An 11,061-nucleotide genomic window follows, 5' to 3' on the forward strand; every position below is an offset into this window, starting at 1 on the left:
TCCGGTTTTGCTGGAGGCGATTTCGCTTTCTGGCGAGGCACGACGAAGGAGCATAGCCAGGGCTCTGCGACTGAGGAGAAACGAAGCCAGAAAGCGAAATCGCCCCAGCCCTCCGGGGCGGGGCGGCGCTCCCGCCAAAACCGGAAGTTATTTTTGCACAGACCCTTAGGGCAGACCCCTGCCCAGGAAGAGACGATGGGCCAACGAAGGCTCCTGGTTCTTCCGTTGTCCGTCTCTCCCTTCAAGAGACGCCTCAAGGATTAGTCAGGGACGAAGTGGAATCCGTGCCTACCAACGCTAACACGACAGTGGGGGAGGCGGACGGGGTGAGGGGTTTCTGGTCACGGAAAGTTGTCACGTTTTATTCCCGCCTTGGGTCGGCCTTGCCGGCAGGAACCGGTGGCAGCCAATACCGCCACAACTCCGGGCCTGATCCGAAATACACGGCGGCGTCGGTCAGCGCAAACCCGCAGGCGATACGCACCGGCGACGTCGCCAGCGTTTTGACCGTCGCGCTGGCCAGGTCAATCTCGTAAACGGCCTTCGCGGTCAGACCGATCATTCTCCCGCTTCGGTGCTGTCCTAGAGAAATCTCCACCTGCGTGCCGGGCAAAGTGTTCGTCTTCACGACCGTTCTTTGCGCGGGATCGAAGACGAGAAGTTTGTCCCCAACGGTTGTGAACACCCTGCCTTCAGCCGCGAATGTTGCCGGATATTTGGCCGCACCGGCCACGAGCGCCGCTTCGAAGACTTTCTCCTTCTTCACCGGATCGAACGCAAAGAACCTCGCCTCCCGTTCGGATGGTCTTGTGCCGCCGCCCCCAAAATTTCCGCTCCCGCCGAAGATCAATCCGCTCCTCGGCTCGTAAGCCAGAGACGCCACGCTCTGGTTCGTGATCACGTGCCGGTAATTCTCGATCGTCTTGTTCTGCTGCGGATCCCACACCGCCATCGCGCCGCCGAGTTCACCGTAGGGCGGTTCGCTGCCAATGTAGATCAGCCCTCTCGGACCGCGAATCATAGCGCGCGGCCGCAAATGGCCGTCGCCGACGCCTCCGAAAGAAACCGGATTGCCGTCCGCTGCGGAACCAAATTTCCAAAACGATTTGGCCGGGTTGTAGAGGTTCATCACCGCGCCGCCGTAATAACAGAGGTAAAGTTTCTCCTCGTGCTCCAGCATCGAATAGACCTCCCCGCCCGGCATGCTGCCCAGATGTTCGCTGCGATTCGCGGCCGGATCGAAACGAAAAACCTCCAACGGCATCGCCGTGCTCCCATAGACGCAGCCGCGCGGCCCATTGCCCACGACAAAGATCGTGTCGCCGGCGCCTTGATATTCGAACGCGCGCTCCGTCACTTCGCCCGAACGCGGATTCTTCAAAGAGAAGGCGCCGCGCCCATAGGCGACGACCTCGCGCCCATCGCGCAATTTGAGCGGCGGCCGTTCGGGTGCTTGCTCGACCAAGCTGACTTTCTCGTCGTCGATTCGCATCAAATTCGGACCGAACTCGGCATAGACACGGCCGTCGGCGCGGCGCGACACTCCGACGGTGCTCCAGCCTTTCGCGCCCTGGAGTCCCTCCGGCAGAATGCTCCGGTGTTCGCCGCTGACCGGTTCGAACACGACAAGGTCGCCTTTCTGAGTTCCGATGCCGGCGTAGACTTTGCCATTCGGGCCAACGGCCAGGCTTCTCGCGTACATCTCGGTCGGATGCATGCGTCCCAGGTCTTCCATCGCGCCCGTGACCGGATCGAAGCGGACGAGCTTGGCGTTCGGATAAGTGCACGCGTAAAGCTTGCCGTCTTTGCCGGTGTCGAATTGCCAGAGATAATCTTCCGAAGCCGAAGGTTTGCCCAAAACCGCCAAACCTTTGTCCGGTTGGCGCGGGTCAAAGCTAAGAATCAACGCGCCGCTCCATGTGCCCAGGTAAATCTTCTCATCGGGTCCAACGGCAAAAGCCCACGCGCCGGGACCTTGGGGCGCCGCGAACTGGCGCGCCTGTCCTGTCTCCGGATTCACCTGCACCAAAAACAGCGGCGCGCCCGCTTGATTGAAATTGAAGTAAAGCGCTTCGCCGCCCTGCCCGTCCGGGCCGACCAGACAGCCCATCAACCCGCCCTTGCGCACGGGAATCCCCACAGATTCAAAACGACCTGCGCCTTCTTGCGGAGCAGCCCACGCAAGCAGTGGCAGGAAAGTCAGCACAGCGACAAATAACGCGCGCATTGCAGTCCTGGATCATGCAGCGACAAAGTCTCCTGGCCAAGCCTGAACCCCGCGTTTCAACCCGCGTCCCGCGCTCAAGCGCGGGGCGACATTCACGCCGGATTTCACCTACATCACAAATGACGTTTCAATCCGCGCCCCGCGCTCGCGCGCGGGGCGACCCGCTCGCACAGCCCGTCCAGGCTGAGCAAGTCCGTTTCAATCCGCGCCCCGCGCTCGCGCGCGGGGCGACCTTGCGCTTGCGCTTGCGGCTCGATCTCCACCACGTTTCAATCCGCGCCCCGCGCTCGCGCGCGGGGCGACAGAGGCCGAAGAACATACTGCCCTCCACAATACGGTTTCAATCCGCGCCCCGCGCTCGCGCGCGGGGCGACTCCGCTCTTGAAGCGACGCGGATCAACAATCTTTTGTTTCAATCCGCGCCCCGCGCTCGCGCGCGGGGCGACTGCGGGCCTGCCAATCGGCAGAGCCGCAAGCCCTTGCTACCGGATTTCCGCGAACCTCGCGAGAATTTCCGCACACGAAATGACTCAACAGTCAAAGAACACGAGAAAGGTCCGGTTTCCAATGAAGTTGCGGCCGGACGCGGACTCCCGGCGCCTGGGCCGGCACTGTGGGTTCGCGCCACGCTGCGCACGATCGGAGTTCTGCCCTTGGGAAAGTCGGCATTCACAGGATGAGCGGTTCGGTCAGATCCACGGGTTTGGCGGCTCCGTGATGCTCGGTTCGCTGCGCGCACCAATCGGTCGGACACGCCGGTTATCTTCGGCAGACAAATCTCGAAGAGGGAGCATTCCTCGCAAGCCGGCTTGAACACGGCCTTCGGGAGTTGAGGGTTGGGGGTTGAGAGTTGCGAGTCGATCATTTCGCGGAGCTTTAAAATGGCCGTCTCGGTCAACTGACGCAGCTCCGCAGTGAACTCGACTTCGCGCCGCCGTTTGCTCGCCGCGTGAAACACCGCGCCGCGCTCAAGGGCGACGCCGAACATCTCCTCCAGACAAAGCGCCTGGGCGCAAAGCTGGGCGTCGTCGTTGTCGAACCGGCGGCGTTTTCCTTTTTTGTACTCGACGGGGACCAGCGTCTGAATTCCGGGGAGCACACGCGCCCCGCGTGTGGCGTTCGGCGCCCCGCCGAACCCTGCATCGGAACGGCTCTGAAAAATGGGTGGCACGGGCGACTCGCCCGTTTCGGTCGGCAACTTGCCGACCGAAATGGCCGGGAGCGCCAAACTGAAAGCACGGCCCGGATGGTCAATCGACGTGGCACCCGTTCCGTCCGCCAGGTTGCCGGACGGCGCAGGCTGGTAGCGCGCGCCACCCAATTCCACTTCGACAATGTCGCATTTTCCGGACAACCCGAGCCGTTCGGACCAGACGGGGAGCGCGCGCCAGAGCAAGACGCCTTTGGCGACTTCGTAACCGGGCAGGTCGGCGTGGGCGTGGGCGAGGTCGCCGAGAATCGTGTGCTCGTTTTCCTCGCGACAGCCATCGATCATCTTCAACGAGGCCCGGCGCGGGCAATAGAAGAAGTCGTTGAGCAAGCTCAGCGGCAACACTTCAAGCTTGACGAAAGGCAATGGTTCCAAGTTCGAAGTTTCGGGTTTCAAGTCTCAGATTCGTTCGATCCCATCGCGAGCGGATTTACTCGTTGTCGGTCTGGCCGCTTTGTGCCAGCTTAGGCCTATGGAAATCACCGTGACGAAGCCGATTGAGGATTTCATAAAGGAACAATTGGCCAAAGGCTACGGGGACGAAAGCGAAGTGGCTCGCCAGGCCTTCCTGCGCTGGATGGCCGAGGAGGAATTCGACGCCGAACCGCCGCGCCTCCTCGAGAAACTGGATGCCGCGCGCCAGGGCAGTTTCCGGCCCTACGATCCCAAAGCCTACGACGAGCTGCTCGCTTCTCCTGATGAAACTCCCGGTTGAGGAGAGCGAGTTCATCCCGTGCGACATTCTGAACATTGTGCGCCGCATCCGTCCGCACAATCCCGCCGCCGCTGTTCGATTCGTCGAGTCTTTCAAATCCAGCGTGGACCTTCTGGCTCGGATGCCCAGCATTGGGCGTCGGCGACCGGACCTGGGTTCGCCGGCAACACGCTCGTGGCGTGTGAACGGGTTTCGCAACTACCTGATCTTTTACGAAGTACTGCCAGACCGGCTCAGGCTGTTGCGCGTATTGCACGGCGCGCGTGACCTGCAGGCGGAGTTGGGCAAGTGAGCCCGCCCGGCGCGGGCAGTAGAGGGAGTCGTTGAGGAGCGAGAGGGGCAACGACTCGCGCGCCTCTGAAATCTGAGGTTCCGGATTTTCGGTTGGAGTCACAATACGTCAAAGCCAGTCTTGCCAGCCTTCAGCAAAGGAAGAATGTCCGCCATGTAACCGAGAAAGCCATTGTAATTCTGGCCGGTCCATGCCCAAAGCTCCTCGTCCGGACCGATGGGTTTCAGCGGCCAATCGCCACTCTTGAGCCGGCTCGACCAAATCTGGACGCTGTTCCGCATGATCTCACGCCAGGATGGAAACTGCGCCCGGTCGCGGTTCTCGATCCGTTTGACCAACGCCTGATCCACCAGCACGGTTCGCGTGTCCGCCGTGATGATTCGGCAGAGCCTGGCGACTTCGGGATAGTCCGCCGCTTTCTCTGCGGCTTCGATCTTTTCGATGATCTCGGCTTTCTGTCCGCGATCATTCCGAAGCTCCAAGCGGAGCGCCTCGGTGCAATCGCTGGGCGAAGGCTGGCGCTGCTGCATGGCGCAGTCCTTGAAGATGCCTGCCAGAACGTCACGCGCGACCTTGGCCTGCGGATGCAGCGAAAGCCCGCCGAACTCATCATGGCGGAAGTCCCATACTTCGCTGTCTGAATACTCGCCCGAACGGTTGGCGCGTCCGGCAATCTGGAGCAAGTTCACCAGCCCCCAGCTTTCGCGGAAGGCCGAGCGGAAGGAGAAATCCACGCCAGCTTCCACGCAACTGGTCGCCACCAGACACCAGTTTTTTTCCGGGGAAGCCAAGCGGTCGCGCACGCGGCGCACCGTCTCAGCCCGGTGCAAAGGAGTCAGCGCGGTCGAAATGTGCTCAATGTTCAGGCCAAGCTTGCAGTCTTCGCGAAGATGATTCGCCAACAGGGCAGCCGACTGGACTGTGTTCAGGATTACGAGTCTCGGCCCCGGCTTGCTCAGAATGAAGTCCGCCAGTTTCGGCAACGACAACTTGGCGGAATGAGTGTGAATGTTGACTCGCTTTTCCTCGAACTCCTTTGTTCGGTTGGCGACTTCTGACGAGACAAGTTCAGGAATCGGCCGCCGCTCAATCGCTGGGACGAAATCCTCTAATTCCCAAAACCGCGTCAACGAGCCGGACGCCAAGACGAGGTGGCAGCCCCAGTCGTCGCAAAGCTCGCGCAACCAGCGGAACATCTGCGGCCAAAGCGCGGCGGGCATGGCCGCGTGCGCTTCGTCCACGAAGATGGCGGAGCCGGCGACCTGGTGCAGCTTACGCAACGGGGCCGTGGCCTTCGCCGCCAACGCCTCGAAGAACTGAACGGCGGTCGTGACGACAATCGGCGAATCCCAGCGGGCAGCCAAATGACGAAGCTCGTAGCTCTCGTAGTCCACGCGATGGTGATGCGCGGCCACGACAGCTTCCATCCGAGCTTCCGTTTCATCGGCCAATCGCAACGCTCGCCGATACACGTCAACCGATTGGTCAATAATGTTCGTGAACGGGAGGACGACGAAGACGCGGCGCAACCGACGCTCTGCCGCCACGCGAAGCAGGTGCGCCATCACTGCCGTCGTCTTCCCGGTGCCGACAGGGCTGTCGCAAGACAGGATGTTCTCGTCCGGGTTGATGGGCCGCTCGCGACAGGCGCGATAGACCTGTTGCCGCAACTCGTGCCGGTCGCGCTCGCGCTCTGTTTGCGGATTGGCCTTGGCTGCGAGGCCGGCCACGTAACGATCCAGCGCCGCCGAACGATCCGCTGCTGACAGCGGTGGCGGTTCGATGGGGCGTTCGTTGCCGTAATGCCGTGCGGTGTCCGCATGGTCGGCGTCAACGAGGCAGGAGAGCAAAAGCCGGCGAACCAGACTGCTGAAGCCCGCCACTGGCGGGAGAATCACGGGCGCGAAGATGCGGGCGTGTTCAGCCAGGTACTCTGCCAGCTTCGCGTCGCTGCGCTGATGGGTCTTTAGGCCCGTGGTCCCGGCATCCTTTTCCAAGTCGCGAAACATGCCAACGATCCCGTTCGCGTTCTTGGCTCGCTCCTCTGGCAACGAAGGCAGGCCGATGTGATGGGCGTAGGACGCGATGACGGCCTCGGCGTGCTTGCCTTTCAGCAAGTGCGCAACACCTGCATCCACGTGGTTGAGTCGCGTCTGGCGGCGGTTTCGGCGCAGGTCGTCTTGGAAGATTTCGTCGAGCTTGCCGAGATCGTGGTAATTGAGCGCCATTTCTAAAGCGGAGAGGAACGGCTCCCGCCACTTTGACGAGAAGCGCGCCGTTTCCTGGCCAAACTCCATGCCCAGCCGGATAACTTCGCCGACGTGCGCCCAGTAGGTTTGTTCCGGAGCGCCGTCGTGGGCGCTATGGGCCAGCGGCTCGCTCACAAAGCGTAATCGGTGTACGTGCCGACTTCGCTCCATTTGGCAGGTTTCCCCTCGCGAACCGGCTTGCCCTTGATCTCATCCCAGGTCGGGATTTCGTAATCTGGCTTCAAGGCTTCGCTCGGTTTTGTTTTGTCAGGCACACGTTTCGGCGCCAGCGCGTCGAGGAACGCAAAGTCGGAAAACGAACCAAGCGGGTCGTTGTGCTGCATGACGTGGGCATGGATGATTTCCACTTCGGTGCGGATGACTGAGCGGGTGTGCGGATATGCGTGCTTAAGAAGGTGGAGCATGACCTGAACGTCGGCCAGCGTGCAGCCGGTCTTGCGGGCCTGCGTTGGGTTCACAAAGAAAGGCACAGTGTAGAGGCCGTGCTTCACCACGCGGAAGGACATCGGGGCCATGCCGCGGTCTTTGCCCTCCTCGACGCCAGACTTGTTTGTCCACGTCTGAAACTCGATTTCGATTGGCGCAACTGAGACACCGACGCCAAAGTGGGCTACACCAGCCCGGATCGTGTTCTTGCCGCCTTCTTCAAGGAAGGTGTTGCCGAACAGGCGCGCATCCCAGTACGTCGCCTGGAACTTCTTGAAGTCGTCTTCGAGGAGCTTTTTGATCTCGTCGCGTTTGCGGCCCCGGCTTTCGAGAATTTGAAAGCGGCCATCCACGTCAGCCCCGAGTTGGAGTTCTGGTTTTGCCTTCAACTTCGCCCAGACCAGACTGTCTTGGCCGTCGGCCTTTTCCACCAAGTCGCGGAGCTTGCGCTTGATGGATACTGGCGAGATCTCGCCTTTGCCGTCGGGCCGCTGGCGCGGAGAGCTTTCGCGCTCTGGGTCTCCGTTGGGGTTGGATTTGCGGACCTCGATGACGAGGAGGCCGGTGATTCGGGGGACTTGGGTTTCGCTCATGGTTTGTTGTTCTTTTGCGTTCATAAAGCTCAGTCTTTTTGGGTTTCAGGTTTTGGGTGGTCGGCGAGATAACCGAGAAGCAGTTTGGCCTTGTCGGTGTCGCTCATGCGGCCAGGAAGCTCGTCAACTCGGATGACGAACGTGCCCTCGTGGTCCTCTATGAAATGGGCGGCGCAGGCACCGATGAGCCGGAGCAACGTCTTCTCGTAGCCGGATTTCACTTCCGGATTGGTGTTCTTGAACGTCTTCGCCCAAGCCTGATATGGCACGAGCCGTTCAGCCAGCCGGGCCAGTGCAAAGACAGGTTGTTCCAACGCGGTCGCGAACAGCGCGTTGCCGATGAGTTGCGTGGGCGTTTCGTCGCCCCGCACATGCTTGCAGTATTGCTGGTGCAGGGAGTCGGCGTAGGCCAACAACCGACCGAGCTGATAGGTGGGTTCTTTCATAAAGAGTTCGTGTCGTTGTCCAAGTTGGTTCAGGAAGATTCCCGCGAGGGCGACAGCCTTGAGGACGCACCAGCGGGCAGGTTCGTTCAGGGTCTTGAAATCCCACGTTGCCTTCACAACCGCTGCGGACGCGAAGACGTTCGACATCCGGGCAAGCAGCGTTTGCAGGGCGAAGCGCGTCTTAGATTCTCGGAGCGAAGCCGGCGACAGGAAGACGTCGTAGGCGTCCGAGACAGAGAAGATGCGATGGAAGTCCCAGTTGAAGCCGCCTTCGCTGTTGGAGGCCCAAACTTTGTTCAGCACCGAAGCGGCGTCCAAAGGACTGGGAGCGGTGCGGGATTTCGGCAGCGGCTTCTTGGCTTCCCTATCGAAGAACGGCAGCGTCACGGGTGGACAATTCGCTGCGCCCGCCTGCCACGCTTTGGCCGCTGCCATGACTTCGCCGACGGTGAAACTGCGGTTGAGGCTGACCTGCTTGTTCGCTTTGTCCAGGGCGGCGATGGCGAGAAGGCGGACAAGTTGGTTTGGGTTGGCAGCGACTTTCCCCTCCAACGCAGCCAGGACCGGGCGGGCGGCAGCAGCAAAGTCGGGCGCATCAAAGGTGGGTGCCTCGTTGCCAAACAACTCGACGTAAGGGTCGGGAGCGTCGGGTTCGTCTTCCAGATAGGCGACGAGCAGGTCCTGCTTGCCCCCGCGGTTGCTCGGAATCGGGCGGCACGTTTTGTTGAGGCGGTCGTCTGAAGCAAGTTGCAGTAGCGCTCCGGCCATCTGCTGCGCCGTTTCTTTTGAAACCTTGAACGTCTCCGACCCGCCCAACCCGTAACGGAAGAAACACGCCGCTTCGCTCGTGTTGTTGGCGAAAAGGCGGACGTTGCCCAACAAGGTCACTTTGGGATCGGGGAATGTGTCTGTGATTTCGCAAGGCTGACCGGTGTAGGCGTCACGGGCCGTGGCTGGGCAGGCGCCGCTGCGAGAATTCGAGTCGAACGGCTGCGCGCCAATGTCGAGAAGTTGCTGGTTGAGCAGCCTCCCCATCCTGCTGTCGGCCACTCGCGGCTGGTTGCGGTCGTCCACTTGGCATTGCAAATAGACGGGAAGCTTGCGGTTGGTAAACAACCACTCAGCCATGAGCCAGCGTTGCTCGGTGCTTGCTCCCGTGCCGCTCGTTGCCAAAAGCTTGGCAGTCTCGGCTGCGAACGACGCCAGTTCAGGGCGGGCATCGGAGACTGATTGGAGCAAGCGGACGAAGTTGGCAAGTTCCTGTCCGCCTGTCGCGAAGTCGGCCCGCAGCCATCCGACCAATTCACGGGTTGAACGCTCAAACTGTTTCGACTGGGCGCTGGTGAACGTCGCCGACTTCGAGCGCGAGACCAGCTTGTGGACGAACCGCGACACCCACGCGGCATCGCGCCGTTGCCGACGCAATTCTTTGAAGCGGTCTTTCAACTTGTCGGGCTTGGTTCTCGCAAATACGCGGAGCGGAGTCGGGATATTGAAACCAGGGAACGAAGAGCCTTGCGAACCATGACAAACGCGGAGCAGCTTCCCGGCAATTTCCGGTTGTTCGATGACGAGGTCCGCCGGCGAACCGGTTGTGTCCAGTTCAACGATGAGCAACGGGTCGTTCTTTCCCATTGGCGTCAACGAAGGATGCTGTTCCTCAATCGCGACGCCTCGGCCCTGCAAAGCGGTGACGACTTGATGGAGTTCGTTAAGCATGGTCCTGTTCTCCGTGTTTGTATTCGAGGATGCCGTTGTTCACCCGCACGCCGCGCAGGTAAGTTTCATTTCCGCGCCGCCCGTTCTGTCGTTGGTCGAACACCATTTCCAAGAAAGCGGGGATGACGTGATTCTCCGTCGCGCACGGCGCAGTGCCCTCGCGGAACGGGCCGACGTAGTCCGGCACGAATTCCTTCCAGCCCAGGCAGGGCGTGTAGAACCAGCGGCCCCGCTCCAGGCGGCGTTGGAAGGCGTCCAGGTAGGCGTGCGGCGCGCACTGGCCATCGGGCGATTCCGCCGGCTCGCCGTTTGGCCCTCGATTCCAATCCACCTCGGCGTGGAGCCGGTAGCAAACGTTGATGAGCGCCTGGGCGAAGATTTGGAGCGACGTGCGGTCCTTGATCTGGCCGCCCTTGCGCAGCGGGCCGCCGTAGTTGAAGGCGTAGCGGTGGAATTGGACGGGCGCGCAAATCTCGCAGCGCGTCGGGCGCACGTTCACGGATTTCCAGCGGAGGATCGCCTCAAAGATGCCTTTCACGGCGCTGAACGTCGGCGCGACGTAGGAGACGGGATTGGGCATTGTGTCCGGGCGCGCCCAGAGGGCGATGGGGCCGGAGATTTCGAGTTGGAGGGGATAGGAGGTCATAGTCATGCAAAACGCTGAGTGCTCTCCACCGTGTTGAGCTTGTTCATAGCAGCATCCACAGCTTCCGACAAGTTTTCACGCAAACGCGAGAGGGCTACGGCGCGTAAGCCCGCCCGAGGTTGCGCGAATGAAGCGAATGAAAGGCTTCCGTGTCGCAGGCGCCTGACCTATCCTGCGTCCGTATGAATTCTATCCCTCGCTCCGGCTCTGATTTCCCTCGCCTGAAATCGCGCCTGTCCCGCTGGTCCTTCGGCGCGCTGGTCGCCAGCGTCTTGTTCGCGGGTTGCCGAACAGCCCCGGTCGTCCACGAATCCGTGGGCCTCCAGGAACAAAGTGTTCGGCCAGGGGTCAATGCCGAATACCTCAAACCCAGCCTCGTCGTCACCCAATGGCTCGAGCGTCTCGAACGCGAGGGCCGGGAGATCTTCGATCATCGCCAGAAAATCCTGGCGGCGGCAAAGATCAAACGCGGGGCGGTGGTTGCCGACATCGGCGCCGGGACCGGACTGTTCACCCC

8 protein-coding genes, 1 pseudogene and 1 CRISPR repeat array are annotated in these 11,061 nt (G+C 61.2%); of the genes and pseudogenes, 3 read left to right on the forward strand and 6 right to left on the reverse strand.

The window, feature by feature from the left end; translation table 11 throughout:
• Positions 1 to 361: 361 nt before the first annotated feature.
• Entirely contained in the window at positions 362 to 2,227 is a 1,866-nt protein-coding gene (locus FJ398_21040; protein ID MBM3840401.1) for a hypothetical protein, read from the reverse strand.
• Positions 2,228 to 2,280: 53 nt separating this feature from the next.
• A CRISPR array of direct repeats spans positions 2,281 to 2,673; the repeat unit is 37 nt; unit sequence GTTTCAATCCGCGCCCCGCGCTCGCGCGCGGGGCGAC.
• A gap of 320 nt (positions 2,674 to 2,993) precedes the next feature.
• Positions 2,994 to 3,722, reverse strand: a pseudogene (locus tag FJ398_21045) (Dna2/Cas4 domain-containing protein).
• Between the two features lie 199 nt (positions 3,723 to 3,921).
• Here FJ398_21045 and FJ398_21050 point away from each other — a divergent pair.
• On the forward strand, positions 3,922 to 4,152 hold the full coding sequence (locus FJ398_21050) for a hypothetical protein (GenBank protein MBM3840402.1): 231 nt from the start codon (positions 3,922 to 3,924) through the stop codon (positions 4,150 to 4,152).
• Entirely contained in the window at positions 4,136 to 4,444 is a 309-nt protein-coding gene (locus FJ398_21055) for a type II toxin-antitoxin system RelE/ParE family toxin (protein ID MBM3840403.1), read from the forward strand. Before FJ398_21050 ends, FJ398_21055 begins: the two co-directional genes overlap by 17 nt.
• Before the next feature lie 98 nt (positions 4,445 to 4,542).
• Here FJ398_21055 and FJ398_21060 read toward each other — a convergent pair whose 3' ends face one another.
• The 4 genes from FJ398_21060 to cas5 are packed head-to-tail and all read right to left on the reverse strand — an operon-like array spanning position 4,543 to position 10,550.
• Positions 4,543 to 6,864 carry a CRISPR-associated endonuclease Cas3'' gene (locus tag FJ398_21060; protein MBM3840404.1) on the reverse strand — a complete coding sequence of 774 codons (2,322 nt, stop codon included), beginning with the start codon at positions 6,862 to 6,864 and terminating at the stop codon, positions 4,543 to 4,545.
• Positions 6,825 to 7,757, reverse strand: coding sequence for a CRISPR-associated protein (locus tag FJ398_21065; protein MBM3840405.1), 933 nt, complete (start codon positions 7,755 to 7,757; stop codon positions 6,825 to 6,827). The genes FJ398_21060 and FJ398_21065 overlap by 40 nt, the downstream gene beginning before the upstream one ends.
• A 5-nt stretch (positions 7,758 to 7,762) precedes the next feature.
• A complete protein-coding gene (locus FJ398_21070; protein MBM3840406.1) occupies positions 7,763 to 9,898 on the reverse strand; it encodes a hypothetical protein in 2,136 nt (711 codons plus the stop codon).
• On the reverse strand, positions 9,891 to 10,550 hold the full coding sequence (gene cas5 / locus FJ398_21075; GenBank protein ID MBM3840407.1) for a CRISPR-associated protein Cas5: 660 nt from the start codon (positions 10,548 to 10,550) through the stop codon (positions 9,891 to 9,893). The genes FJ398_21070 and cas5 overlap by 8 nt, the downstream gene beginning before the upstream one ends.
• 176 nt (positions 10,551 to 10,726) lie before the next feature.
• On the opposite strand from cas5, the gene FJ398_21080 reads away from it, so the two are divergent.
• Positions 10,727 to 11,061 (forward strand): hypothetical protein (locus FJ398_21080; GenBank protein MBM3840408.1); only part of this gene is annotated, 335 nt, incomplete at its 3' end.

This window comes from Verrucomicrobiota bacterium (assembly GCA_016871535.1).
GTDB lineage: Bacteria > Verrucomicrobiota > Verrucomicrobiia > Limisphaerales > SIBE01 > VHCZ01.

Bases quoted from the DNA above. Each gene is read 5' to 3' on its own strand.
- cas5 (MBM3840407.1), bottom strand. From the start codon at position 10,550: ATGACTATGACCTCCTATCCCCTCCAACTCGAAATCTCCGGCCCCATC.
- FJ398_21065 (MBM3840405.1), bottom strand. From the start codon at position 7,757: ATGAACGCAAAAGAACAACAAACCATGAGCGAAACCCAAGTCCCCCGA.
- FJ398_21060 (MBM3840404.1), bottom strand. From the start codon at position 6,864: ATGGAGCGAAGTCGGCACGTACACCGATTACGCTTTGTGAGCGAGCCG.
- FJ398_21070 (MBM3840406.1), bottom strand. From the start codon at position 9,898: ATGCTTAACGAACTCCATCAAGTCGTCACCGCTTTGCAGGGCCGAGGC.
- FJ398_21055 (MBM3840403.1), top strand. From the start codon at position 4,136: ATGAAACTCCCGGTTGAGGAGAGCGAGTTCATCCCGTGCGACATTCTG.
- FJ398_21040 (MBM3840401.1), bottom strand. From the start codon at position 2,227: ATGCGCGCGTTATTTGTCGCTGTGCTGACTTTCCTGCCACTGCTTGCG.